The sequence below is a fragment of the Afifella sp. YEN Y35 genome (genome assembly GCF_047553465.1).
GTDB lineage: Bacteria > Pseudomonadota > Alphaproteobacteria > Rhizobiales > Afifellaceae > Afifella > Afifella aestuarii.
In genome coordinates this window covers 3,817,501-3,843,765 of record NZ_CP180203.1, presented here as the reverse complement: position 1 = coordinate 3,843,765, position 26,265 = coordinate 3,817,501, and the positions used below count along the sequence as shown (strand labels likewise).

Annotated in this window: 20 protein-coding genes, 1 tRNA gene and 2 pseudogenes; 8 read left to right on the top strand and 15 right to left on the bottom strand. The window is 62.0% G+C overall.

Annotated features, from left to right (window positions below; genetic code table 11):
* Nucleotides 1-14: 14 nt before the first annotated feature.
* The 10 genes and pseudogenes from ACK8CP_RS18205 to ACK8CP_RS18160 all read right to left on the bottom strand — a co-directional run.
* On the bottom strand, nucleotides 15-959 hold the full coding sequence (locus tag ACK8CP_RS18205) for a DUF2493 domain-containing protein (RefSeq protein WP_414832755.1): 945 nt from the start codon (nucleotides 957-959) through the stop codon (nucleotides 15-17).
* A 238-nt stretch (nucleotides 960-1,197) separates the two neighbouring features.
* Entirely contained in the window at nucleotides 1,198-2,211 is a 1,014-nt protein-coding gene (locus tag ACK8CP_RS18200) for a toprim domain-containing protein (RefSeq protein WP_414832754.1), read from the bottom strand.
* A 3-nt stretch (nucleotides 2,212-2,214) separates the two neighbouring features.
* A complete protein-coding gene (locus ACK8CP_RS18195; RefSeq protein ID WP_414834298.1) occupies nucleotides 2,215-6,582 on the bottom strand; it encodes a strawberry notch-like NTP hydrolase domain-containing protein in 4,368 nt (1,455 codons plus the stop codon).
* Between the two features lie 97 nt (nucleotides 6,583-6,679).
* Complete coding sequence (locus ACK8CP_RS18190; protein ID WP_414832753.1) at nucleotides 6,680-6,892, bottom strand: DUF6117 family protein; 213 nt, start codon at nucleotides 6,890-6,892, stop codon at nucleotides 6,680-6,682.
* Entirely contained in the window at nucleotides 6,889-7,515 is a 627-nt protein-coding gene (locus ACK8CP_RS18185) for a DUF7007 domain-containing protein (RefSeq protein ID WP_414832752.1), read from the bottom strand. The genes ACK8CP_RS18190 and ACK8CP_RS18185 overlap by 4 nt, the downstream gene beginning before the upstream one ends.
* Nucleotides 7,516-7,626: 111 nt before the next feature.
* Entirely contained in the window at nucleotides 7,627-9,714 is a 2,088-nt protein-coding gene (locus tag ACK8CP_RS18180) for a ParB/RepB/Spo0J family partition protein (RefSeq protein WP_414832751.1), read from the bottom strand.
* An 82-nt stretch (nucleotides 9,715-9,796) separates the two neighbouring features.
* Complete coding sequence (locus tag ACK8CP_RS18175) at nucleotides 9,797-10,402, bottom strand: hypothetical protein (RefSeq protein WP_414834315.1); 606 nt, start codon at nucleotides 10,400-10,402, stop codon at nucleotides 9,797-9,799.
* Nucleotides 10,399-10,920: a thermonuclease family protein gene (locus tag ACK8CP_RS18170; protein ID WP_414832750.1), complete on the bottom strand. Its 522-nt coding sequence runs from the start codon at nucleotides 10,918-10,920 to the stop codon at nucleotides 10,399-10,401. Before ACK8CP_RS18170 ends, ACK8CP_RS18175 begins: the two co-directional genes overlap by 4 nt.
* A gap of 64 nt (nucleotides 10,921-10,984) precedes the next feature.
* Complete coding sequence (locus ACK8CP_RS18165; protein ID WP_414832749.1) at nucleotides 10,985-11,404, bottom strand: DNA -binding domain-containing protein; 420 nt, start codon at nucleotides 11,402-11,404, stop codon at nucleotides 10,985-10,987.
* 334 nt (nucleotides 11,405-11,738) lie between these two features.
* A pseudogene (locus ACK8CP_RS18160) lies at nucleotides 11,739-11,843 on the bottom strand (hypothetical protein); the annotation flags it as partial.
* Between the two features lie 442 nt (nucleotides 11,844-12,285).
* Here ACK8CP_RS18160 and ACK8CP_RS18155 point away from each other — a divergent pair.
* The 7 genes from ACK8CP_RS18155 (at nucleotide 12,286) to ACK8CP_RS18125 (ending at nucleotide 19,059) form a co-directional block, all read left to right on the top strand.
* Nucleotides 12,286-13,167, top strand: coding sequence for a helix-turn-helix transcriptional regulator (locus ACK8CP_RS18155; protein WP_414832748.1), 882 nt, complete (start codon nucleotides 12,286-12,288; stop codon nucleotides 13,165-13,167).
* A gap of 140 nt (nucleotides 13,168-13,307) precedes the next feature.
* On the top strand, nucleotides 13,308-13,616 hold the full coding sequence (locus ACK8CP_RS18150; protein ID WP_414832747.1) for a DNA -binding domain-containing protein: 309 nt from the start codon (nucleotides 13,308-13,310) through the stop codon (nucleotides 13,614-13,616).
* A gap of 133 nt (nucleotides 13,617-13,749) precedes the next feature.
* Entirely contained in the window at nucleotides 13,750-14,016 is a 267-nt protein-coding gene (locus ACK8CP_RS18145; RefSeq protein ID WP_414832746.1) for a ribbon-helix-helix domain-containing protein, read from the top strand.
* Nucleotides 13,934-16,186: a DEAD/DEAH box helicase family protein gene (locus ACK8CP_RS18140; RefSeq protein WP_414832745.1), complete on the top strand. Its 2,253-nt coding sequence runs from the start codon at nucleotides 13,934-13,936 to the stop codon at nucleotides 16,184-16,186. The genes ACK8CP_RS18145 and ACK8CP_RS18140 overlap by 83 nt, the downstream gene beginning before the upstream one ends.
* Before the next feature lie 18 nt (nucleotides 16,187-16,204).
* Nucleotides 16,205-16,450 carry a hypothetical protein gene (locus ACK8CP_RS18135; protein ID WP_414832744.1) on the top strand — a complete coding sequence of 82 codons (246 nt, stop codon included), beginning with the start codon at nucleotides 16,205-16,207 and terminating at the stop codon, nucleotides 16,448-16,450.
* A complete protein-coding gene (locus ACK8CP_RS18130) occupies nucleotides 16,447-18,588 on the top strand; it encodes an AAA family ATPase (protein WP_414832743.1) in 2,142 nt (713 codons plus the stop codon). The genes ACK8CP_RS18135 and ACK8CP_RS18130 overlap by 4 nt, the downstream gene beginning before the upstream one ends.
* Before the next feature lie 9 nt (nucleotides 18,589-18,597).
* Nucleotides 18,598-19,059: a hypothetical protein gene (locus ACK8CP_RS18125; protein ID WP_414832742.1), complete on the top strand. Its 462-nt coding sequence runs from the start codon at nucleotides 18,598-18,600 to the stop codon at nucleotides 19,057-19,059.
* Between the two features lie 120 nt (nucleotides 19,060-19,179).
* Here the strand turns inward: ACK8CP_RS18125 and ACK8CP_RS18120 are convergent.
* From ACK8CP_RS18120 to ACK8CP_RS18105, 4 genes and pseudogenes are all read right to left on the bottom strand, one after another.
* Nucleotides 19,180-19,356 (bottom strand): annotated as a pseudogene (locus tag ACK8CP_RS18120) (IS3 family transposase); the annotation flags it as partial.
* 120 nt (nucleotides 19,357-19,476) lie between these two features.
* On the bottom strand, nucleotides 19,477-20,316 hold the full coding sequence (locus ACK8CP_RS18115) for a phosphoadenosine phosphosulfate reductase family protein (RefSeq protein WP_414832741.1): 840 nt from the start codon (nucleotides 20,314-20,316) through the stop codon (nucleotides 19,477-19,479).
* Complete coding sequence (locus ACK8CP_RS18110) at nucleotides 20,313-23,711, bottom strand: ATP-binding protein (RefSeq protein WP_414832740.1); 3,399 nt, start codon at nucleotides 23,709-23,711, stop codon at nucleotides 20,313-20,315. Before ACK8CP_RS18110 ends, ACK8CP_RS18115 begins: the two co-directional genes overlap by 4 nt.
* Complete coding sequence (locus tag ACK8CP_RS18105; RefSeq protein ID WP_414832739.1) at nucleotides 23,711-24,670, bottom strand: DUF4007 family protein; 960 nt, start codon at nucleotides 24,668-24,670, stop codon at nucleotides 23,711-23,713. The genes ACK8CP_RS18110 and ACK8CP_RS18105 overlap by 1 nt, the downstream gene beginning before the upstream one ends.
* Before the next feature lie 153 nt (nucleotides 24,671-24,823).
* On the opposite strand from ACK8CP_RS18105, the gene ACK8CP_RS18100 reads away from it, so the two are divergent.
* Nucleotides 24,824-26,011: a cysteine desulfurase family protein gene (locus tag ACK8CP_RS18100; protein ID WP_414832738.1), complete on the top strand. Its 1,188-nt coding sequence runs from the start codon at nucleotides 24,824-24,826 to the stop codon at nucleotides 26,009-26,011.
* Nucleotides 26,012-26,126: 115 nt separating this feature from the next.
* On the opposite strand, the gene ACK8CP_RS18095 is transcribed toward ACK8CP_RS18100, so the two are convergent.
* A tRNA-Met gene (locus ACK8CP_RS18095) sits at nucleotides 26,127-26,203 on the bottom strand.
* Between the last annotated feature and the right edge of the window lie 62 nt (nucleotides 26,204-26,265).

The following is a 26,265-nucleotide window of genomic DNA, read 5'->3' as shown; positions in this document are numbered from 1 at the left end:
GAGGAGAACGGCGCCTATTTGGCGCCGCCCTCGCCGAACCGCCACACCGCGATCCCCATCGTCCGCGCCTTGTCGGCGAGGTTCTGCGAGATGCCCGAGCCGGGGAAGGCGATGAGGCCGATGGGGAGCGCTTCGAGCATCTGGTCGTTGCGCTTGAAGGGGGCTGCGTTCCGATGGCGGTTCCAATCGGGCTTGAAGACGATCTGAGAAACGCCGCGATTGTCGGCCCAGCAGGCGGCGATCTTCTCGGCGCCCTTGGGCGATCCGCCATGGATGAGCACCATATCGGGATGCTTGGCGCGGGCCTTGTCGAGGGCCTCCCAGATGCGGGCGTGATCGTTGCAGTCGACGCCGCCGGTGAAGGCGATCCTGGGGCCGGCGGGCAGCAGCGGCTCGATCTCGGCCCGGCGCTTGGCGGCCAGAAAATCGCGGCTGTCGATCATGGCCGCCGTCATCGTCCGCCGGTTCGTCATCGAGCCGGATCGCGGCCGCCAGGCGGAACCTGTCGCGGATTCGAACTGGACGGCGGCAAGGTCGCGGAGGCTCTCGAAGGCGGCGCGGCGTTCGAGCAATGCCTCGCCACGGGCAGTCAGGCGCTCGAGTTCGACCGATTTGACCTCCGAGCCGTCCTGCTCGCTTGCCAAGCGCCGCTGCGTCATCTCGTTGTCGTCGAGCAGGCGGTCGAGCCAGCCGACGCGGCGGTGGAAGAGATTGGCGAAGCCCCAGAGGACGTCATCGAGATCGTCATCGAGCGCCGTATCGGCCATGAGGGCAATGAGGGCGGCTGCGGCGGTTTCGATCTCCTGCTCGGCACGGTCGGCTTCGGGCACGGTCAGGAGCTCCGGATCGTCCGGGCCGGGACGGGTACCGTGAAGCGCCATTTCGTCGAGGACATGGGCGGTTGGCGATGCCGCGTGATGGGGTTCGATGGCGTCGTCGGTGAAGAGGTCGTGCAGCATGGGGCTGTCTCCCAGTTCCGAGGCCGCGTCCGTCGCGGCCTTTCCGGGGATCGCCCGCCAGCGCCAAGGGGCGGCTTTGCACCCGCCGGGCCGCAACGAAGTGGAGGACGGCCGCAAGGCCGTTGCAAAGCCGGCCGGCGCTGGCAGATCCCTCTCTTGGAAAGGCCGTGGCGCGGCCCCTTGTGAACCGGAAGGCCGGCCCCGATGCCGCTCCTCGCCCGTCCGGCGCTGACGGACTTCACATGCATCGCCTCTGCTCATCCGCGACCAGGAAACGCTGAACATCGTCCGGAGCGAGCTGCTCGGCGAGCCATGCCCTGAGTCGGTCCGGGCCGAGCGTCAGGAGATCGGCGTTGAAATCCTCTGTCCTCGGGGCGAGCGCGCGGATGTCGATATCGTCGGCTCTGGAGCGGGCGCGCAATCGTTCCACCGCAAAGCGCCCGGCCCCATCATTGTCGCGCGCGACATAGAGGCGACGCAGCGACGACGGCAGAATCAGGGCAGCGAGGTGGGCGGCGGAGAGTGCGGCGACGATCGGCATGGCGGGCATCACGGTCTTGAGCGCCAGCGCCGTTTCGATGCCTTCCGCCGCCGTCAGGACGTCGGAGGCAACGCCGAGCCGGACCGCGTTTCCGGCGAGATGACCCATGGCGCGGCGGGGCTGATCGAGAGGCGCCTTGGCGCCGCCAGGATCAAGCCAGGTGCGATGCACGCCAGTAATGGCGCTGTCGAGATCGGTGACCGCTGCGATGAGCGCCGGCCATATCTCGCGCCCCGCAGGCCCGCGATGAAAGCAGCGCGGATGAAAGCGCAGGACGGATACGTCCGCAGGCAGAATGATGCCGCGGCTTTGAAGATAGCGTTCCGCCAGCGTGCCTTGGATCGGCTTCGACGCGGCGAAGAGCCGCCGCGCCGCTTCGGAAGAGTTCGTCGGCACGGGCGGGACGACCTGGCGGACCGGCAGAACAGGCAGGCTGAGGAATCCCCGCGCCTCAGCGAGCGCGGCGCGGAAGCCGAGGCCGCGATTGAGGGCGATGAGGTCGAGAAGATCGCCATGTGTTCCATCAGCGGCATCGCAAAACTTGCCGACACGTTCGCCGGAAAGGCGGACATAGAGGCTCCGCCCCGGCGTTCCCATGACATCGCCGCAGATCCAGTATCGGCCCTGGCGGCGACCGTTCGGCAAGTAATAGCGGCACACCGCCTCGGCCTGTTCACCGAGATGGCGCGCCAGATCGGCGGCGCGGGACATATGTCACCCCCGATCCGCGATTTCGGTGAGCGGCCAACGGTCGGTGAGACTCTCGAAAATCGCCTTGCCGGATTCGCCCACAGGCACGAACAGCCGCAGCTTCCAGGAGATGATCTCACTGAACAGACCGCGCGCTTTCAAGGCATCGATCATGCCGGTGGTGAAGCCGGTGAGTTCGATGCGGTGTTCGTTCATCACCCGCACGCGGCGCAGGCTGAGACCGTCGACGAGATGCACCGTGACCTTGCCGTCGTTGACGAGGCCCCAGGCGTCCGCCGCCGACATCTGCGGCGCATCGATGCCGAGATTGCGGCAAACCGCCTCCGCCTCGACGGGCGACAGCATGCGGCCGATGATGCGCTCGCCATCATCGGTTTGGAGGCGATAGACGCGGGCGTTGGTCTCCGGAAGACGCCGCCAGATCGGCAGCAGGAGGCCGGTGACGAGGTGGAACGTGCTCGTCGAGAATTCCGGGATTCCGGCGATCTCCTTTTCCCATGCGGCGATAAACTCTTCCCTCTCCGCCTCCTTCCAGTGCGTGGCGGCGAAGTCATCGACGCTCATCGTGTCGCGCTGCATGGGGCGGATCAGCCGCACGCGGCGTTCCACGCTACCATCGTCGTGCATCAGGCTCGGCGCGGAGGTTTTGACAGAAGCCCGGCCCGAGCGCTCATTGACCAGAAGCTTGCCATCGCGGATCGTTAAGGCTTCATCGACGGAAAGCGGCTGATTGCGATCTTTCCGCTGGACGGTGAACAGCCGCGTCTCGGCTCCGCTGTCATGCCGCCAGACGGTACGCCGGTCGGTGACGATCAGGCTTTCGGCGCGGATCGTCTCCAGCCCGACATCATGGATGCCCGCTGCAATGGCTGCTTCGATCCGGGCGTTCAAAAGCTCTTCGAAGGCCGTGAAGACGGTGTTCTGCAAGGCGATGGGCAGCGCCAGCAGGCGGTTGAGGAAGGTTGTGATCGGCGGCAGGTCTTCCTTCAGTGTCCCGCCCTCAAAGGTGAGCGACAACCCCGTGGCTTCCTCGAACCGCTGGAGCGAGCAGCCCTCGATACCGCCCTGCACCAGCAGCATGTAGAATTGCCTGAGCGCCGCCCGCGCCTGATCGCCTTCGAGATTGTCCTCGGCACGGAACAGGCCCTGACCGCCGGTCTGACGCTGCCCGCGGGTGATTGCGCCCAACGTGTCGAGCCGCCGCGCGATGGTGGAGAGGAAGCGCTTCTCGGCCTTCACGTCCGTGGCAATGGGGCGGAACAGCGGCGGCTGCGCCTGATTGGTGCGGTTGGAGCGGCCGAGGCCCTGGATGGCGGTGTCGGCCTTCCAGCCGGCTTCGAGCAGGTAGTGGACGCGCAGGCGCTGGTTCTTCGCGCCCCGGTCGGCATGGTACGAACGGCCCGTGCCGCCGGCGTCGGAGAAGACCAGGATGCGCTTCTCATCGTCCATGAACGCCTGCGTCTCGCCGAGATTGGCCGAGGGCGGACGGTTCTCGACGCACAGGCGATCGCCGTTGCGCACGATCCGACGCGAGCGGCCGGTCACCTCGGCGACCTTGTCCGTTCCGAAATGCTGCACAATCTGATCGAGCGCGCCGGGCACCGGATCGAGCATGGCGAGCTGCTCGATCATGCGGTCGCGCGCGGCGACCGCCTCCCGGCATTGCACCGGGTTGCCGGATTCGTCGAAGACAGGGCGGGAATGCAGATTGCCGTCCTCGTCGGTATAGGGCTCGAAGAGTTGGGTGGGAAAGGCATGGCTCAGGTAGGAGCAGACGATCTCGCGGGGAGATAGATCGACCGACAGGTCGCTCCATTCCTCGGCAGGGATTTCCGCGAGCTTGCGCTCCACCACCGCCTCGCCGGTGGACACGAGCTGGATCACGGCAGCATGGCCGGCTTCCATATCCGCCTCGACGCTTTTGATCAGCGTCGTGCACTTCATGGCCGTCAGGAGATGCGAGAAGAACCGCTGCTTGGCCGACTCGAAGGCCGAGCGGGCGGCGGATTTGGCCTGGCCGTTGAGCGTGCCGGTCGATCCGGTGATGTTCGACGCTTCGAGCGCGGCGTTGAGGTTCTGGTGTATCACTTGGAACGCTTCGGCATAGGCGTCATAGATGGCGACCTGCGCGGGGCTAAGATCGTGCTCGACGATGTCGACCTCGACTCCCTCGTAGGAAAGGGAACGCGCCGTGTAGAGCCCGAGGGCCTTCATATCGCGGCTCATCACCTCCATGGCCGCGACCCCGCCGGCCTCGACCGCCTGCACGAATTCGGCTCGATTGGCGAACGGGAAATCCTCACCGCCCCACAGGCCGAGCCGTTCGGCATAGGCGAGGTTGCGCACATCGGTGGCACCGGTGGCGGAGACGTAGACCACGCGGGCGTCCGGCAACGCCCGCTGCAGGCGCAGCCCTGCGCGGCCCTGCTGCGAGGGGAGCTGCTCACCGCGCTCGCCCTTGCCGCCGGCGGCGTTCGCTAACGCATGGGCTTCGTCGAAGACGATCACGCCATCGAAGCTCTCCCCGGCAGAGCCTGCCCCCGCGCAGGCGTGGGAGCCGGCGTCAGCCCCCAGCCATTCAATGATCTGCTGAAGACGCGAGGCTTTGCCTTCGCGTTCGGCGGAACGCAGGGTGGCGTATGTGACGAAGAGGATGCCTTCGGTCAGCCGGATCGGCGTTCCCTGCTTGAAACGCGACAGCGGCTGAACCAGCAAGCGCTCCATGCCGAGCGCCGACCAGTCGCGCTGCGCGTCCTCGATCAGCTTGTCGGACTTGGAGATCCACACCGCCTTGCGGCGGCCCTTGATCCAGTTGTCGAGGATGATGCCGGCGACCTGTCGGCCCTTGCCGCAGCCGGTGCCGTCGCCCAGGAACCAGCCGCGGCGGAAGCGCACGGCATTCTCGGCGCCTTCCGGTGCGGCATGGATATTGTCGAAGGTCTCATCGACCAACCACGATCCGGCGAGATGCCCGGAATGCACATCGCCGGCGTAGATGACGCTCTCAAGCTGAGCGTCGGAGAGAACGCTACTCTTTATTAGATCCACCGGAAGATGCGGCCGATAGGAAGGGTGCGGCGGCGCCACCGACGTCATAGCCGCCGACTGCACCAGCTTCGTAGGATGCGGCCTGGCGCCTGGGATATGGATCGATTGCAGGGCGTAGCCCTCGTAAAGCGCGTCGGTCAGGTCGGCGCCCTCGGCCGGCTTCCATTCGATGGGCTCATAGGTGAGCTCGACGGCATCGGGCGCGGCAGAAATGACGGGCTGCGGCCTGCGCGCGATTGGCGCGACTTTGCGCACAACCGCGGGCTTCGCCGCTGTACCGAGCCCGATCTCACCGTACACCTCCAAGCGAGGCGGCACATGTTCGATGACACGGGCGAGCAAGTCGGCGGCGTTCTCCGCGCGCGGCGAAACCGGCGGCGAAGCCGTTTCGAGCGTTCGGCGCTGCAATCGATTCACTGGATCGATTGCTGGCCCTTCGGGCCAACGCGCCTCACTGTCGATGACGGTGAGGCGCGTGTCGAAGATGGTCCCGTGCTTGTAATAGACGGAGCCGTCCACAACGCAGGTGAAACGCACCGCGCCGTTCAGCTTATCGGCGGGGAAATTGTGGCCGGTGATGGCGACCAGGCGACCGCCCTCGGGCAGGCGCGCCAACGCCGAGCGCACGTGGTGGAAGTCGGCTTGCGCCACGCGCCCCTGCACGTGGAGCGCCGCCGAGAAAGGCGGGTTCATCAGCACGACCGACGGCGCGATATCGTCCGCCAGCCGGTCATCGATGCTGGCGGCATCATGTGTGCTGACCAGGCTATCCGGGAACAGCCGCCGCAGAAGCGCCGCCCGCGTTTCGGCGATCTCGTTGAGCGCCAGCCGCGCACCCATGATCTCGGCGAATACGGCAAGCATCCCCGTGCCGGCTGACGGCTCCAGCACCGCATCGTCGCCGGTAAGGCCCGCCGCGATGCTGGCCACATAGGCAAGGGGAATAGGGGTGCTGAACTGCTGGAACTCCTCGGATTCCTGCGTGCGGCGGGTGTGGGTGGGAAGAAGCTCGGCGATGCGGGAAAGCATGGCGAGCATCGCTACGGGCGAGCCCGCCTTCTCCCGCATGGCGCGACCATATCTGCGGAGGAACAGCACCTGCGCGGCTTCGCAGGCTTCGTATGCGGCCTTCCAGGTCCAGAAGCCCTCGGCGTCCGAACCGCCGAACGCCTCCTCCATCGCTTGCCGCAGGACGCGGGCCTCAATGAGAACGCCGCGTTCGAGACCGGTGAGAATGCGCTCCGCCGCCTTGAGGATGCAGGCGGCCTCTTCTTCGGGCGCACGGATGAGCGCGGCGGCCGTCACCGCCGCCGCTGGTGTCATCAGCTTCATGAGACTGCTCCGGGATTGAGGTTTCAGGAAAAGGCCGGGGCAGGCTCTCTCTTGCCCGCTCCCGGCCCGCCCTCATCCCGGTCTGCTCTCACTCTGGCGGCCGGTAAGCCTCGTAGGGATTCCCCTCCACCAGATGGCCGAAGGGCGTGAAGAGGTATTCGCCACCGTTGCGGCCGACGGTGCATATGACGTAACGCGGCGCGTCGGTTTCGGCGTCCGCGCATTCCATCAGCGCCAGGTCGCCGTTTTCGGCGGCGCGCATGAGGGTCTGGAAATTGGCGCGGATGTGGTCAGGGATCATGACGCCGCCCTCCGCGCGATGGTCGCGTCAGCTACGGTGGGGCCGTCGCAGAGTGCGTGGCGATCGGGATCGATGACGAAACCGAATTCGCCGCGCCGGTCATATTCGGCATCCGGCACGAGATAGCGCCGCTCAGCGGAATCGGGCTTGCCCCATTGCCCGCGCTTGCCGCCAAGAGTGGCGATGCACTCGACCATGCCGGAATGCTGGTCCGACCTGATGGCGCTGATCACTACCCAGTCTTGCGCATGGCATTCGTGGAAGAGGCGCTGGTCCTTGATGTGGGAGTCGCCGGGGGCGAGGGTTTCGCCGGTGACCGCCTCATATTCATCCGGGCACCAATCCTTTAGCGTCCGGATCGCGGCCTCCTGCTGCTCACCGGTGAAGCATTCGCGAAAGGCGAAGGCGACCTTGGCCCAGGCGCAGTCCTCTTCGAACCACCCGTCCTTTTCGCGCAGGGCGGGATGCATCTGAGCCATGCGTTCGGCGGAAAGTTTGAAGCCGCCATGGGACGGCGTGCCGTAGAAGACGATGCCCTCGGCGTATTCGCGGGCGTAATCGGCGACGCCCCAAGGCGTGTGGACAGGTCTTTCGTTCGGGAAAATCATGCGTTCGCACTGCATGTGACGTCTCCGGAAAAAGGCGAAGCCCGGCCAGTCTTTCGACTTGCGCGGGCTGACGCCGCGCGGGGCCGGGCTTCATGTGGTTGGGATTGACGGGAACAGCCGGAGCGATCACTCAGCGGCGGTGAGGAACTCAGGCAGATCGGCAGCCGATTCTCCTTGAGGCTGACCGTCCGGTTCGGCCTCAGCGCCTTCACCGGCATGCGAAGCTGTCTCGACGCCGGGCGTGCGCAGCGGCTCGGGTAGCCAGCCGGTATCGGCCAGAAGCCGCTCGGCCTGCTCGGCCATGTCGGACTTCTTCAACCCTTCGATCAGTTCCGCCATGCCGGCGCCCTTGGCCTCGGTGACCGCCTCGAGGATGCGGGCCTTCGGCACGCGATTGAGATAGCTCTCCGCCGTCGGCTTCCACCCGGCAGCGGTCATGTCGAGTGAAACCGCGGAGGCGATTTGGTCGGCATGATGCCGGCGTCCCTGTGTCCGGTTCCACGGCTCATGCACCGCGTTGACAGTGAGCGAGACGCAATGGGCGAAGAGCGCCATGCGGCTGTCGTGGTCGAAATCGCAGAGGAACTCCCAGAGCAGTTCCGGCTCGCCGGGAAGCTGCTTCTCCCAGTTCGCGTGCCGCTCGTCGATGGCCTTCGCCGACTGGCTTTCCTTCAGCCCCGGCCCCTGAACGGTCGGCGTCGGGCTTTCGGCGCGAATCTCCAGGCAGCTCGCGGTCGGATAACGCCAGAAGGTCTGGAGCACGAGGGCATAGAGCGCGGAGAGGAAGGCGATGTCAGGGTCGCCCGCCAATGCATCGCGCAGGGCGAGTGTCCGGTGCGCTGTCAGTTCCATGACCAGGCGCTCGGACAGCGGCTTCAGGCCGTCTTCCTCACCATCCGCGTCGGCGTCGGAGGAACTCGTGTTCGTCGGATCCTGACTGGATGCGAAATGCGCGCCTTCGACGGAACCTGGTGATGCTGCATCGACATCGCCTCTTGCTTCGCCAGCACCACCCCCGTCGTCCGCGACCGGCGCCTCATCCTTGGGCCGGACATAGCCGCGCTCGACCTTCAGCCGGCCGTCGCCGTCGATGGAGACGAAGGCGCCGCCGCGCGCCACCTCTTCGGGGTCGTAGCAAACCGGCCGCTCCTCGAAGGCGTCGAGCTCCGCCTCGATCTCGGCGAGGCGCCGGTCGATCTCTTCGGGCAGATCCTCGTCGCTTTCCTGGAAATAGCGCTGCTCGATCTCCACGAGCTCCGACCGCAGGGCTTCGCGGCGGGCATACTCGTCGTCGGACAGCGGCTCCATTTCACCCATAACGCGGCGCAGGCCGGCGGTGTGGCCATAGGGGAAGTCCGGAGCGACCTCGATCCACTTCCAGCCTTCGGCCTTGATCGTCTCGGCCTCGGCCGCGAGCTTCTCGGTGACAAATTGCTCCAGCAACGCCACATCCTGGAGCCAGCCTTCGTCATTCTGCGAGAACAGGTCGCGCAGCACGATGCCGCCGGCTTCCTCGTAGGCTGCGAGCCCGACGAAGCGGGCACGCTTGTCGGTGGCGCGGACGGTGTCTTCCGTCAGCAGCTTGCGGATGTAATAGGGTTCCTTGTTGTAGCCGCGCTGCACGGTCTCCCAGACCTGTTCCTGCCGGGCAGGATCGTCGGAAATCGTGAAGGCCATCAGTTGCTCCAGCGACATGCCGTCATCGGCATAGACTTCCAGCAGCCTGGGTGACACGCTGGCCAGCTTCAGCCGCTGCTTGACGATCTGCGGCGTCACGAAGAAGCGGGCGGCGATCTCCTCCTCGCCGAGGCCCTGCACCTTGAGCGACTGGAAGGCGCGGAATTGATCCAACGGGTGGAGCGATACGCGCTGGCAGTTTTCGGCCAGCGAATCCTCTTCCAGAATGCCGTCCTCCCGCACGATGCAGGGGATCGGCGCGTTCTTCGCCAGCCGTTTCTGCTTGACCAGCAGCTCCAGCGCCCGGTAGCGGCGCCCGCCGGCCTGCACCTCATATTTTTCAGTGGGCTGACCGTCTTCGCCGATCACCGCCCGCACGCTCAGAGATTGCAACAAGGTGCGCCGGACGATGTCCTCGGCCAGTTCCTCGATCGATACACCGGCCCGCACCCGCCGGACGTTGCGGCTCGACTGCACCAACTTGTCGAACGGAATATCCCGGGACTGGGAGAGGGAGATTTTCTTGGGGTTTGCCATTTCGGTTCTCCGTGACGAGCCGGAGAAAGCCCTCTTTCCCCAACCAGGCTCGTCACGAAGACACCCACTTCCCTCTCCCTCTTCAGGTCGCCGCCCCCGCCGCTTCCTCCAGGTCGAGGTTGTAGACCTCCGCCCCGGCTGTGGCGTAGGCGCGAGCGACCACGACCAGCGGGGCATAGGAGAACGCGCCCCATGGTTCAGGGTCGGGCGTTCCGCCCACGCCGATCATCGGCCCGGAGATAGCGAGCCTGGCCACCTTGTCGAAGTCGACACAGCGGCTGTCGATCACCGCAAGTCCGGCGGCGATGGCCTGCTGTTTCACGGCGTCGCAGTCGTAGCCGGACAGGCTGCTCTGGCCGCCATACTCATTCAGGTAATGCAGACTGAACCCTCCACGACCGATCTTCAGATGGCCGCCCGGCGTGGCGATGGCCTTGGCGATGTCGGCGCCGTAATCGCGATCGTGCATCGATGTTCTCCCGCGACGGGCGGCCCGGAACCGTTCCGGACCTGAAAACCCGTCACGGGCGAAAGGGCCGCTCTCGAACTTGTCGAGAGCGGCCCTATAGGCGACCTCACCATGGGCGGCCATTAGTGCGAGGGTGGTGGATTGGACACCGGCGCCGAGCGAAAGCGCTCGCAGTCTGGTGGTGGAGGTGTCGGCCGGCGGAAGAAACGGCGCGTTCATAGCTGCCCTCCCGCCTGCAGCCGGCGCCGCCATTCGGCGGGCGGATCGAAGGTTCCGTCCCAGATGCCGCGACGCAGAAACCGGGCAGTGCCCTCGTCGCTTGTGTAGTTGTAGAGACGATTGGCGTCGCGATCGGCAACCGCCCAGCCGTTCTTCGCCACCCAGCTACTGATGTCGTCGCTACCGGCGTAGCAGACAGATACGAACCAGCCATGGGCATCGCGCGTCGTTCCCTGCCAGACTTCGCAATTGACCTTTCGGCCTTCGAGAAATTTGGCGAGCGCGGCGGCGGCCTCTCTGCCGCAAGGCCATTCCGCGCTGTCGCGACGGCGGCAGCGCTGGTCGATCTCCACGGCATCGACGCCGTAGAGGCGATGCTTCTCGCCGCCCACTTCGATTGTATCGGCGTCGATCACATTGGCCGGGCCGGAATGCTCCTCGTCGAGCGCGGGCCAAAAGGACAGAAAGGCGAAAAATACAATGCCGATGACGGCGGACAGGCGGGCGAACTGGAACATGGAAGGTCTCCTCACGGGTTGCGGGCGGGCCGGCTCTCTCTTGCCGGCTTCAGCCCTTCATCCGTCAGAGGCCTCCCTTTCCCCCTGCCGCCCGCCCCAGAAGTCTCAGGTAGCCGCCGCTGACCATCTCCTCGGCCTCGCGGACAAGCCGCTGCATGCGGGAACGGTAACCGGACTCCCAGAGCTCGTGCGCCGCCGTCTCCCCGAAGATCGCCGCCGCCACCTGCCGCCGGCTTGCGCCCGCCATTTCTCCGTCCCAGGCGCGCAGCATCATCGCCCAGCGCTTGGCCCGGCGCTCCGGCGGAAAGAGGCCGCGCGGCAGACGGCCGAGGCGGCAAAGCCCGCACAGCTGTTGCAGCGCCGGAACCTTCGCCTCCGTGTGCCGGAGACCCGACAGCAGGTAGCGGAAGCACACCGGGCCATCGAGAACACTGCCTGCCGTCACCATCAGTTGGAGATGGCGCAAGCCATCGCTGAAAAGCACGTGCTCGGATCCGCCGCAGCACAACACAGTCGCCAGTGACGCAAAGCATCGGATGTCGAAGGCGTCGGTGTGGCCGGGTGCAATGGGCTGCGCTTCCACGACGAGCACCGATGGATTGAGATCGAGCAGCCAAAAGACGTCCGTAGCCGGCAGGGCAACGCCAGTGGTGAAAGAAGACGCCCCAGTGTTCGAACGGCCCCGGATTCTGGATGCGGAGGACTCGGGGCTGAGCGGCCTTCAGCCGGGGCTCGGTGGCGGACGGACGGAGTGGAGGCGACACCTGTGGCAGCCCACCGGCAGCCGTGGCGAAGTCGGGATTGCGCTTGAGCCACTCCCAGGCGCAACCGGCCCGGTCCAGGTCGATGAGGGGTTTGTAACTTTCGGGATCGCGCCAGTCGGCGCGCGGACTTATGCCGGGGACGGTCTTCTCCTTGGACATGGGGCTTGTCTCCTCCCATGAGGCCATCCGGCCGTAGCGGACGCGGCGCGGCCATTTGACGATCCGTCGCACAGCACCTGGGACAAGCCGCCTCCTGCCAGGTCGATATCACTGGCGGGAGGGCGCCGACGACATCGATTACTATCGATAGTTGAGACACGGATTGGCTTCCGTGTTTTCGCGGCGTCTTTCAGGAAATCGTTACAATATTCGCAACGTCAGATCTGGCCAGACCTGCAAACTACAGAATTTTATTAAAGTACAAATGAACTCGGGCAGAGAAAACGAAACCCGAGATTGCCACAGTTGCGCCGCCCTCATCACAGAGCTGTCACAGGATCATCTATTTTGAAACACACACTCTACCGGGAATGGAACTTGTTAAAGGCCGGCAACCCGCTATCGGCCGAGACATCAATTTTCAGGCGATGGAGATTGCGTCATGGCCGAAACCACTTTGGTCGATTTCACGTCGGAAATTGCGTCCCCGGTACTGTCCGTCACACGGCGCATCGCCCGTAACGGCATTGTCGTTAGCCGATGCGATATCCCGATCAACCCCGGAACAAAGATCGTCACGGCACAGTTCGCCCTTTTCATGCATGAAAGCGAACCGCTGGACCTCATCTGCCGTTTGCCTGACAGCCGCCGCACCGAGAAATATCCGGTCGCTGCAGGGCACTTTCATCTGAGCCCGGCCGATCGGGCCGCCCATGTCGGCTGGACGGCCGACAAGCAGTCCTTCGTCATTGCCATGGAAAATAGCTTCATCGAACGCACAATCGGCAACGCCTTCGACGGGCGCGTACCGGAGATCAGAGGTAGAGCGGCGCTCCGTGACCCGGCGGTCGAGGAGCTGATAGCATGCCTCAGGCGCAGCTTGGTCCACGATAGCCGCTGTGGCGGGCTGTGCCTGGACCTCGTCGGCACGTCGCTCGCCCTGCGTTTGTTCGAGACCTACGGCGAAAACGGCAAGCCGCCGCCGTCGGTCCGGGGCGGTCTCGGCGCCTCGCGCCGGCGGCGGATCGTCGACTTTATCGAGGCGCATCTGGACGAAGATATCGGACTCGCAGCGCTCGCCGCGGAAGCGGGACTCAGCCCGCATCATTTCGGCAAGGCCTTCAAGGCAACGTTCGGCAAGCCGCCTTGCCGCTACATCACAGAGCGCCGGATTCAGAAGGCGAAGGAGATGCTGCTGTCGGACCGTGCGTCGATCACGGACATCGCGCTCGCCCTTGGCTTCTCCAGCCACAGCCATTTAACGGACGTGTTCCGCAAGATGACGGGGACGACGCCGTCGCTGTTCCGCAGGAATTGCACCTGACCGGAGACATTAATCGAAATATGCCCGCGGGCCCCCGGCGCCATTCCGTATTATGATAGGTGGAGCAGCGCCGCGCACCCGACGCCCGGAGGCAGCCCTGAACGGGTGCCATGGATGCGCACGGCACGGAGGACGGGTGCATGGCCAAACTCGACCCCGAGATCGCCGACGAGGTGCCGTGGGCGGACGAAATCACGTCCTATGACGAGGACCACTTCGTCACCTACCTGCGCCTGCTGGACGCCGAGGCCGAAGGCGCCGACTGGCGCGAGGTCGCCCGCATCGTCCTGCATCGCGATCCGGACGCGGAGCCCCACTGTGCTCGCCGCTGCTGGGAGACGCATCTGAAGCGCGCCCGTTGGATGACCGAGCACGGCTACCGGCATCTGCTCAATGCTGAGCGGGACGAATCAGGGAGCTTCAGCGGTCCCGGGCGCGAAGGAGCATGACCAGAGGGTCGGGACCCTGCAAAGCCATGCCGCAGCACGGCTCGAGGACGCTCGGTCCGACGTCCGTCGGACACACCCTCTATCACTCTTCACCCATTCGCCATTGGAAAAGAACTAATTTGGTGTAACACTGGTGCACCTATCGGGAGTTGCACTTGTGGCTCGGACGAAAAGTAAAAAGAACAGTGTGCGCCTGTCCGTTACTTTGGATGAGAAGGAGTACGCTGAGCTAAGCCGGATTGGAGCCGCGCTCGATTTATCGGCGGCGTGGATGATCCGACGCGCCGTATCCGAGTTTGTGGCAAGGAATCGCGAGAATGTCGCGCCAGACCTGCCACTGCGGCGGCCCGAATCGGAAGCAGGAGGAACAAAGAAAGTTGGGGGCTCAGGTGGTCACTGACCAGACCGCATTACAGCCGGGAACGGCGGTTAAGACGCAAGACCGTTCTCTGCGGTCGCTTGACGGAGTCCGCCCGCTTTACATGCTGCCAACCGATCCGCTCGCGGAAGAAGTCCTGATTCCGGGATTTCAGAAAGCGGGCAAGGTTGCCTGTATGGTCGGGTTCTTTTCAAGCGAGGTATTGGCATCCCTTGCCCCCGGATTGGCGACCTACATCGCCGGTTCGCAGAACAGCTTCCGCCTCATCATAAGCCCCCTTCTGCGCGCCGAGGATCAGGCTGCAATCGAGGACGGCCTGAAATCGGCGGAAGAGGTCGCGGACAGAATTCTGGAAGAACTGACTGTCACAGAAGACCTGCTTCAACGGCACACGTTGAAATGCCTGTCATGGTTGCTGCGGGAGAGACGAATCGAAATCAAGATCGCCTTGATGAAGGATGCACTCTTTCACCCGAAGGTCTGGCTGTTCGAAGAGCATGGAGATGTCGTTGCGGCACACGGATCGAGCAATGTGACCTATGCGGGGATCAGGAAGAACATCGAACAGATCGCGGTATCGCGGTCGTGGCAGGATCCAAACCAACGCTATATCACGGACAAGCTGCGCTATGAATTCGGTCGCCTTTGGGACAACAAGGATGAAAACTGCCTTGTCATCCCGCTTCCGGAGGCCGTCCGGCAGCGCCTGCTGCGCACATACAGCTCCGAGGTGCCACCGTCGGAGGACGAGCTTCGGGATCTTTACGGGAAGGCTTCGGGACTTGCCGAGGAACCCGAGCCATACGAGCCCGAACCGCCTTCAATCCCGACCGCAGGTTTCAAGATACCAGACTGGCTGGAATACGAGGAAGGACCGTTCGAGCATCAAGGCAAGGCCGTGGCCGCCTGGTGCGACGCCGGGTATCGCGGTGTGCTGGAAATGGCGACAGGATCGGGCAAGACGATTACTTCGATGATCGCGGCCCATCGGCTTTACGACGGTCACAAGCCGCTCTTGATCGTCGTCGCCGCACCTTATGTGCCGCTGATCGAGCAATGGTGCGATGAAATCGCCCCCTTCGGAATCAAGCCGGTCAATCTGACGACTGCGGGCAGCGCAGCCAAGCGCGCAAGCGATCTTCAGAAGATCAAGCGGCGGCTACGTACCGGCCTGTCGGACGTAGAAGCGGTGGTGGTCAGCCACGACACACTTTGTACGCCGGAATTTCTCGATGCGGTCAAGTCATTCGATTGCGCGCGGCTGCTGATAGCGGACGAAGCGCACAATCTCGGCCGTCCGTCCTTCGTCAACGATCCGCCGGAATTCTTTGAATACCGGCTCGGCCTGTCGGCCACGCCGATACGGCAATATGACGAGGAAGGAACTGAAGCTCTTTTCGGATTCTTCGGACCTGTGGCGTTCCGGTTTACGCTCGAAGAAGCGATTGGCCGGTGCCTGGTCGAGTACGACTACTACGTCCATCCCGTCTATCTCACCGAAAGTGAGATGAGCGAATGGTTCGACCTGACCGGCAAGATGAAACAGAACGCTTGGCGCGGCGAAGGCGGCAAGCCGGATGACTACCTGGCAAAGCTGCTGCGCGACCGCCGCGCATTGCTGGAAACAGCATCAGGCAAGATCGCGACGCTCAGGGGTCTTCTGGACAAGGAAGATACGGGCAGCCTGCGGCATACTCTGGTTTACACCTCCGACAAGGGGCCGGACCAGCTCGACAACGTGAACCGGCTGCTGCGAGACAAGAACATCCTGTTCCACCAGCTCACGGCTGAAGAGACTGCCAGCCGCGACCAGACGAAACGGATCATCCGGTCATTCCAGGATAGCGAGATACAGGTTTTGACGGCCAAACGCGTCCTCGATGAAGGGGTGAACATCCCGCAGATATGCAAGGCGTTCGTCCTTGCAAGCACCACCGTGGAACGGCAATGGGTGCAGCGACGCGGCCGGCTTCTGCGCACATGCAGCGCGATCGGCAAGACGCACAGCGTCATTCACGATTTGCTGGCCTTGCCTCCGGGGATGGAGGAAGGGCTCGACCCGGATGCGCGTGCGCTGGTGCGGGCGGAGCTGCGGCGCGCCCAGGAATTCGCACGGCTCGCAAGAAATGCGGGCCGACCGGACGGGCCGCTGGCGATGATCGATAAAATGGTTGACGCGGCGTATCTGTAAAGTTTTGGGGGAAAAGACATGCCATTGAATGACAAGAAGATCATCTCGATCATCCTGGAGCAATGCGAGGAGATTGAAGAAAGGTGCGACGGCTACAGGGAAGAACTGATCGAGGTGATTTCGGAGATTCTTGAATACGAGCGGGGCCACCGAGTCTCGGCGACGAATATCCAGAAAAAGATTAACGACAAATGCAACACCGCTGCCCGATTTCTCGCGGCGCAACGCGGTCACGATACGGGCACGGAGGAACTGGATTCATGAAACTGCTCCGCGCTGAATTTCAGAATTTTCGTATGCTTCGCGACCTGGCGCTTAATTTCTCCAGCGATCCAGATAAAAAGCTGACGGTTATCCGGGCGGCCAACGAGTCAGGCAAAACGACAATCCTGCATGGATTGCAGTGGGCGCTTTACGGAGACGCCGCCCTGCCCGGCAAGGGCGAAGGCTTTCGCCTGCATCCCATCGATTGGGATGCCAGCGAAGGAAAACGCGTTCCGATCACTGCCACCGTCGAGTTCGAGCTGACGACATATCGGCGTGTGTCCGGCGATGTGCGTGAAACGCGCCGGCGATACCGCCTCGTTCGCTCGGCGTTCGAGGATGTGGATAGTCAGGCGCGGCGGTCGTCTTCGACCGTCAAGCTTTTCGCTCTGAACGATACCGGCGCAAGTCCCATAGATGCCCCCGAAGCGGTGATCAACGACGAGCTGCCGCCAGAGCTGCGGGATGTCTTCTTTACCGATGGCGACCGGGCGCTCAGCTTCATCGAAGCGGATGTCGCCCTGTCCACCAAGCGCGAGCGGGTGCAACGGGCCATACGCTCCCTGCTTGGGCTTGGCGTGATAGACGACGCGATCAAGCATGTTCGCAAATCAGCGGCGGAAGTGAACAAGAAGGCGCGACAGGTCGGCGGCGACAGCGAGTTGAACCGGATCGCGTCACGCCTGGAATCGATGGAAAACGACCGGGAGAAGCTGGAAGCCGATTTCGAAGACGCGAAGCAGCAATTCGGGGCCTTCGATGAGAAGGTCGATGAGATTGACCGCAAGATTGCGGCGGCGCTCCAGAAGGGTGACAAGGAGAAGCTGCAAAAGGATCTCGATCAGGCAAAGCGCGAAATCAAGCGACTCGATGATCAGCTCGCCTCGGCGAACAAGGAACACTCGGCGCTATTCCGTAGCCGCTCCATCGCAACGGACCTGCTCGCGCCCCTGCTCGGCCGCGCTTTCGAGAAACTCGAAGAGCTGCACGATCAGGGGAAAATTCCGAACACGACGATCCCGGTGTTGCAGGACCGGCTCTCTGCGGAAATCTGCATCTGCGGTGAGACGCTTGAACCCGGCGATGCGGGGGGCGAGAAGCGGCGCGCTCATATCCAGAAGCTCATCGACGACAGCCAGCGCGCCGATGAAATTCAGGAGATCATTACGGACCTCTATTACGGGGCCAAACCGCTACAGGCCGCCGGAGATTCCGGTTCAAGCGCCTGGCTTGAGGATTACAAGACGGTCGTCGAACGCCGCGACGGCCTACAGACCTTGCGCGACGAAGCGGGCCGAAAGTTCCGCGCGCTGGAGATGCAGCTCGATGAACTGCCCGACACCGATATACAGGGTTTGCGGGAAACGCGTCGCCAGTACAAGGACCAGCGCGACCGTCACCTCTCCCGGCAATCTTCTATCGAAACCCAGCTCACCGGGCTGCGGCGCGAGCGCGAAGAGCTGGAAGGCGTCCGCGACCGTCTGCTGCGCGAGCAGAAGAAGGGCGCGCGCATCCTGGCTGAGCTTGATGTCACTCAGGATGTCACGAACGTGCTGAAAAGCGCGTATGAGCGCATTACGAACGAGGAATTGCAAAAGGTCAGCGAGCTGATGAACAGCATATTCCTCGAAATGATCGGCGCGGACCCGGAACAGGGTGCGATCATCCGGCGTGCTGAAATCAGCCGGGAATTCGACATCATCGTCTATGGCCCGAATAACAGGACGCTGAATCCCGATCGTGACCTGAACGGGGCCTCGCGCCGCGCCCTCACCCTCGCCTTCATCCTGGCTCTGACGAAGGTCAGTGAGGTCGAAGCCCCGAACGTCATCGATACGCCGCTCGGGATGACGAGCGGGTATGTCAAGCGCTCGATCCTGCGCACGGCCGTGCGTGAAAGCTCTCAGCTCGTGCTGTTCCTGACCCATGACGAGATTGCCGGATGCGAGGAGATTATCGACGAAGCCGCGGGCGTGGTCTTCACGCTGACGAACCCGGCGCACTACCCGAAGATGCTCGTCAACGATCCGGGCGTTGCCGAAAGGAAGGCGCTGCGCTGCGAATGCGACCATCGCGGCGAATGTCAACTTTGCCAGCGCCGCGCGGATGCGCAGGTCGAGCTGGAAATGGCGTCATAGGAGGCGACGATGGCGGACAGATATTTCAACCCCTTCCAGGCTATCGACATCAACGTGCCCGTCGAGTTTCACGAGGCATTCACTCGGTATTGCCAGCGGAGCGCCGACGCGGTCATCGACCAAAGTCCGTTTCCGCGCATGGTCGACCTCTGGTTTCTCTCCGTCTGCGTCGCAGCACGGCTGGGTTTGGAGCCTGCCGACACCACCAAGTACGAGACGCGAAAGATCATCGACGGTTCGATCTTCGGCAGCGACCCGTGGCGGGTTCACACGCTCATGCTGATCGCAATCGGAAGAACCGGCGACGTACAAATCGTCTCCGAGCCCCGAAAGATGATGGCGCTGGCCAGCGGCCTCGCCGTGGCCGGGTTGCCGAAGGTCATCGAAATGCTCAAGGACGGCGATGCGGAGCCGATCTGGAACCTGTCAGATGCCGTTGATGAAATATTGAGAAAACACGAGGCTGCTTGATTATCGGAGCACCACGAGAATGAATAACTGATTTGCGCCTATATGGGTTGGTGAGACTGCCATGAAGAAAATCAAAGAGCTTTTCGATGCAGAGGCGTCCAGTGAATAGCCCCGAGTTTTCTAGACGCCCTCGGTTCTCATTTTCTGCTGCCGTTCGAACTCGACGGGTGACAGCATCCCGTTCCTGACATGCTTGCGCTTCGGGTTGTAGAACATCTCGATGTAGTCGAACACATCCTAGCGGGCTTCGGCGCGGGTCTTGTAGGTTCGGCGCCGTATCCGCTCCCGCTTTAGCAGGTTTGGTCTGAGCCCGGAGGCGTCTACGAATCTAGGGGCTATTCAAGGGGCTATTCAGAAGCGCGAGCGCGCAATACCGCTGCACTCGCATGGGACTATTTGTGGCCCTGGCTCAATTAGTTACTTGTGGCATGCGAGGCAAACCTTTGCCTTGCCATACAGATCGTCGATGTCGAGAGGTTCGCTATCGGGCCTTAGCGGATTGGGCTGAACCTTCGACCGCATACGCGCGAGACGCTGTTCGTGGTCAGCTCTGATCTGCGCGATGCGCTCCGGTTGCTCCAGTTCTTCAAGGGCCTCGCCCTGGCTCCATGTAAACGGGGAACCATGTTCGACGGCGTTCTTCTCGTATGCCTTGGCTTCCTCAAACGCCTCGGGATGCTGCTCCTTGAGCCGGACCCATTCGATCTTCTGCTGGAAAAAACAGAAGGTGCAGCCGCTGCGCGTCCGCCAGGAATAGTATTTTGGCAGGCCGAGCCCTGCTCCTTCGAGAATTTCCAGGACGCCGGGCTTGTCGATACCGGCTTCCTTAAAAGGCAGCTTGATGATGAGTTTGTCGTGCTTTGATGAATATCCTTCCCGATACTCCTCGTCGCCGCGGATCGCAACGTAGCTGTAGATCGTCATGCCGTCGTCGAGCATGGGGCGTAACCAGCGCTCGAACGGACGCAGCTTTAGCTGGCGTGTGCACCAACGCGTTTGCGGCGAGGGCAGAAAATCGTTGTACTGCTTGAGCCAGAAATCAAAATCTCGATCAGGGTTCAATCGCAGAATCGGTTTTCCGAGAAAGCCTTCCAGCCTTCCGAGATATTCGTAGACTTCGGGCAATTCCTTGCCGGTGTCGGTGAAGAAATACTCGATATCGAGTTCGGGATGATGCTGCCGCATGTAAACGGCGAGCGCGGCACTATCCCGCCCGCCTGACAGACCGAGCACATGTTTTACAGATTCCGCCGTCAAGAAGCCGCCTTCCCTTTTCCGTTCTTCTTCATGGTCGGCGGCTTCTGCATATAGCGGGCGCTAAGTTCCGCCAGCGCCGCCAGAATTATGCTGCGCTGGCTGGTATCGGACTCGTCCAGCGCTGCTGCGACGCGCTCGATCAGCGCGTTCACGGCGGCGCGGTCTGAATCGGCGATATCGAATTCTTCGAGCAAGGGCGCCGGCCGCCCGTTCATGCCGACGACGACAGCCATGGCCTGCCGCTTGTCCGGACGCCCCTTGACGCGGGCATATGTCTCCGCACGAAGGAATTTTTGCGCCATATCGGCAAGCTCGATAGCGGCCTGATCAAGATCGGGATCGACCCAGTCGCGGGGCGGCTTGTTCACGGCAAGGCTGGCAATGTCCTCGAAGCGCTCATCACGTGCATCTAACGTGGAGAGCCTGTTGACAAAAGAGTCGAGCCGGAAGTCTCCCGCGAGCTGCCTGATATTTTCCGCGCGGTCGCGCAATTCCGCCAGGGACTGAGGAGAAAGGTTTGGAACCCGCAGCTCCGCAAGCATGATATCCCGCAAGCGATGCAACATTGACGGATACGCCTGAACAAGCTCTTCCAGCCCCTCCCGGACGCTTGTGATAATCCGGCGCAAATCGTCTTCGTTTGCAACGGAGGCGTCTTCGCCAAGCATTGCCGGAATATCATCAAACAGAAACTGGTTCGGGTCGTGCGCGCGTTTGAAAAGATCGCGAATCTTCACAGCATTGGATGACAACCGCATCGTCCTTGTCGTCCATTTCGGGAGACCGACATAGATTGAGACCAGTCCGCGTCCGACATCTATGGGCTCAAGATGCGCAAGCCCGTTTGTGGTATCCAGATCACGGACAATGTCTGCCATGCCCGACAGCAGGCGGCGCGCCACATCCGTGAGGTCCATCCAGCGCAGCTGGATGAAGCTCGGATCCTTGGCAAGGTAGTCCACATCCACGTCGTCAAATTTAGCCCTGAAGATCCCGTCCCGATAGACAGCAAGCTTGTCGCGCTGCGATAGCATGAAGGCGACAGAAAGGATCGGCATGAGGCCGTCCTTTAAGCCGAAAGGCGGCTTGCGCCATATATCGAACAACTCGGAGACAGGAACCGTGCGATCGGCGTTGTTCTTCACATGGTCAAACGCTGCCTGCCACATCGGGGCCAAGCGACAAGGGTCGGTCCCATCCAATGTGGGCGAGGCAAAGCGCCAGCCCTTTCCGTCTTGCGCATAGAGACCCGTCGCTTCCAGTATCGAAGCAAACAGGCCGCCTTCGGCGGGATAGCCTTCGATCCCAAGGCGCTGTTCACCTTCATTGACCACCATACGGTACAAAAGCTTGTTCTGCGCTGTTATGGCATTGCTCGACGGCTTCTGACGGCTGAGCAATTCGTTATGCAGGCACGGTGCATCGGGAAACTGCCGGTCGGCCAATTCGGAGGCAACGATGTTCAAATCGGCTTGCCGCAAGGGTTTCTTCTGGTGGTTCTTGCGGAACCACGATGCGTTGTCGAAAGCTTTATTCAGCTCCGTTTCCACCAAGGCCTGCAATGCTGCGAGGCGTGCGGAGACTTCCCGCCGCGCGACGGGATCGCCAGCGAGTTCGGGATGGTCGTTGTTGACGCTAAAGAGCGCGAACAACTCGCGCGCTAAAGGAACGATGGCCCAGGACTGTTTGGAAATCCCGACGACGATGTCACCTCTGTTGGCCCCGCTATATCGCGCCGCCTTCTGGCACAATTTGTCGGCCAGGTCTTCCTTCTCGCCTTCAGTTGGTATCGCCAGCAGGAAGTGACCTATCGCGCCGTTTTCGGGCTCCAGTTTCTCGGCGAATTCGACAAGACCGCTGAGCGGGACGACGTTCACGCCAAACCATCTGAGCGCGCCGGTCTCGTGATAGTGGCGTTTGGCAAGGATCGGCTGAAGCCCGGCGAGGGTCTTCAACTCGTCGAAGTCAAGTTCATCAATATCGTCCAGCGCGGCGCGGGTTGCCTGTTCGATATTAAAATCGCTTCCAGCAAAAATGGCATGAGCGTCAAGAAACTTTTTGAATATCGTGAGAGACCAGCCGCCCAGACGGGATAGCGCGCTCTCAAGCAGTTTGGGCGATGTCTCTGGAAGGCAGCTCTGCAACAAGCTGACACTCGGCACGAGGCCGGAGCGCTCCTTGAACAGGTCAATGACGGCAATCGTCTTAAGCAATCTGACGTGAAGAGCATCGCCACCAAGAGATTCGCAGCGTTCAAGCGCTTCGGCGGCCAAGGCCCAGCGATGCCCGTCAGGAGAGGCGAGAATAGATGGCTCCAGATTGACGCGAAGGTAGTCCCAAAGCCCGTCCGGGGTATACAGGTCGCCATCGCCCGCTTGGCTCAGAAAGTCTTGAAAACCATGTGGCTCGGATGAGTTCAGGAAGCCGAATATGCTGCGTTGGTTCTGACCGAAGCGTCGCCGCGAAACCGGTCCTAACAGACATGCGACAACCGGGTGCAGCGGCCAGCAAGCTTCCAGCATGGAGGCGAGCCGCTCCGCGTCGCCACCGCGATCGCGGCGCGCGAAATCGGCAATGGTGACTGCCAGCGCGCCAGGCTTCTTCGGATGGTGGTCGCTTTCGATCGCGCGGGAGATCAGGTCGATCTGCTCTTCACCGGCCGTATTGACAACAAGGTCGATGAAACGTCCCTGGATCTTCGCCCACTCGTCGCGCATCTCGTGCGACAGGCGGTGGGCATATTCCTCAAATGCCTGATGCAGCACGCCCACAACAAGGAACCGGCCCTGGCTCCGCGACGCCGCCTCGGCGAGTTGCTGAAGGATATAGATATCGGAACCGTCCTGGGCGGCAGCTTCGAGGAACTTGCCCATCTCGTCGATGAACAGGACCAATCCCCCGTGCGTTCTCGGCTTTTCGGCAGCCGCTTCTGTCAGCGCGGCGATGAGATTGCTCTCGGTCCAGCCGCCGCGCGGCTGACGCGATACCAGCCCCGCCCTCTTCGCGGCTTCGCCGATGACGGCGACGGGATCATCGCGACGCGCTACGACGGGAAGGATGCGCCATCCTTTGGGACCAGGCGGTAACGCCGTCCAGACCGCTTTCGTGAGCTTCTGTCCGAATACCTTTGTCGCTTCTTTCTGCAATCTCGCATTGCCATTGAGCAAGGCGCTAAGGGCCACGACAAGGCTCGACTTGCCGCTGCCGTAAGGGCCGGTCCATGTGAACGCGCCCTGTCCCGTTTCGGACACGTGACGCGCCATCGTCATGAGGATGTCAGCGGATGATTGCGGGCAAATAAACCCTTCGAGGGCAGTGGCGTCGCCAAGGTCGGAATCGATGCGGATCGACCTCAGAAAACGGCGAGCTATGCGGACACGGTCACTCAAACCCATCACGCAGCCTCCTTCCCGGCAAGCTCGCCATAATCGCCGGGAACCCACGACAACGACGTGTCCTCCCCAATATCGATGTTACGAACGACCTGTTTCAGACCGGCTGTCTCGGACCAGCGCAAGGCGCCTCCGGTCGCGTCGTCAAGCGCGGCAAGCCGGTCGGCCACATCATCTTCGTCAAACAGGAAGACCCGGCCCGGCCCGCCGGGTTCGTGTGCGACGGCCTCGAAGGAGAGCGTGGCGGCGTTTGGCGCATAGCGTGCCCAGAAGTCGATCAAGGCATAGGCAAAAACGCCGTCACTCAATGTCGTTTTCGGGCCGCGCACGAAACGGAAGCCATCCTTTTTGCCGATGGCCTTGATCAAGCCCAGCTCCGTCAGCGGCGATTCAAGCGCATCGTCATGTCCCGCTTTTCCGGAGGGCTGCCGGGCGACATAGGTCCGAATAAAGCAGGCAGTGTCGTTCTTTAGCGTCTTGTCCGCTATAGGTGGCCACCCCCGGTCTCGAATGAAACGCGCCAGAAGTTTTTCCAGCTTGTCTCTTTCAAAGCTGATGGCCGGATAATGGCTGAACGCCCAGAACCATGTTGTTTTCTCGGGACGCCCTGCCAACTGCCAATGGATCAGCCATAGCGTGGCGGGGTGTTCCATCCAAGGATCGAGTCCGTTCGGTCCGAACAACAGGCGGCCAAGCTCCGTGGTTCGAACGGAATTCGTTTCGGGCTCCTCGATAATGCGGGCTGCCTTGGCCCAATGACGCATTGAGGCGACCATGTTTTTGCCGACGCCGAATCGTGCGATGGCATCGTCACCCCAACAGGCAATGCGGTTGGCAGAGTCTTCTTCGGTCTCGGCGACACGGTCGAATACCTTCTTCAACCATCCGTAGCGCAGCGGGAAGGTTTCATGGCCCGAGAACTGCGCGTCATAGTCATGCTGAAATAGTGGTCCGCGCGACATGTTCCCCCCGGCTTACTGGATGATGCGTCCAGCTCGACTGTAGCCGAGCCCGCGTGCTATAGTCAACAGAAGCTGGAACGATGCTCCAGAAGGCGGCTATGGCGGGGACCCCGCATTGACAGAGGCACCATCACTCTATCTTACTGAAATAAAATGAGAATTGGAAACACACTCTACCTGGACCATCAGGCCTCAACACCCGTCGATGGCCGTGTTTTGGCGGAAATGGCCCCTTTTCATAGCGAATTGTTCGGCAATCCGCATTCGTCGGATCACCGACTCGGATGGGAATCCGCGCAGGCGGTCGAGAATGCGGCTGCTAGCATCGCGGCGCTGATCGGCGTGAACGCCGACGAAATCATCTTCACGTCAGGTGCAACCGAGTCAAACAATCTGGCCTTGCTGGGGCTTGCGCGCCGCGCGGTTGGCGGCAAGCGCCGGCGTGTTCTGGTCAGCGCCATCGAGCATAAATGCGTACTGGCTGCAGGAAGAGCATTGGAAGAACGACTCGGTTTCTCGGTCGAACAAATCCCTGTCGATGATCAGGGCTTCGTCGAGATTTCTGCGCTGGAAACGACACTGGATGACGACGTGCTCGCCGTATCGATCATGGCGGTCAATAATGAGATAGGAACGATACAAAATATCGGATCGCTCTCCAAACTCGTCAGAAGTCTTGGCTGCATATTTCATTGTGATGCGGCGCAAGCACCTGTTGCAATGAACATGAATTGCATTGGCGATTACGTGGATATTCTTAGCCTGTCTGGGCATAAGATGTACGGCCCAAAGGGTATTGGAGCCGGTTATGTTGCTCGGGAATTGCAAGATCGTATCGAACCGCTGATCTACGGAGGCGGGCAACAGAACGGCTTGCGATCCGGCACGTTACCAACGCCGCTTTGCGTCGGTATGGGTAAGGCGGCAGATTTACTTGCAGGCGACGATGCTGAAGAGAGACGCGCACAGCTTCGCAGTCGCCGCGATGGCTTTATCGAAAAACTCATGAATCTGCCATGGCCGATAGCGTTGAACGGCTCGGAAGGACGGGCCCGTCACCCCGGTAACGCCAATATACGATTTGGGGGGTTCTCGGCGCATGACATTCTTGGTGCATTGCAGCCGCATGTAGCGGCCTCGACGGGCTCCGCCTGTACGTCGGGCATCCCGGAACCGTCGCATGTCCTGCAGGCCATTGGCCTGACCGGTGACGACGCTGAAGCTTCCATCCGTTTTAGCCTTGGGTTCGACACAAAGGACGAAGACATAATGGAAGCGGTGGGTCAGATTGAAGGCGTTCTGAAAAGGTTGTCGCACGCTGGCCTCGTCCGCTCGGCCTGATCCGCCCTCACTGAAGCGGTGATTGAAACCCTGGCGCGACCGAATAGAACAAAGGCCGCCCTGAGGCGGCCTAAGTGATTGTTATATCTCGCATTCTATGGAGTTATAACAAAAGTGGTTGCGGGGAGAGGATTTGAACCTCTGACCTTCAGGTTATGAGCCTGACGAGCTACCAGACTGCTCCACCCCGCGGAGAGGTGAGTGACGACCGGATTTGTGTACCGCTGGGTTGCGGTTTTGGTCGTCTATGGACG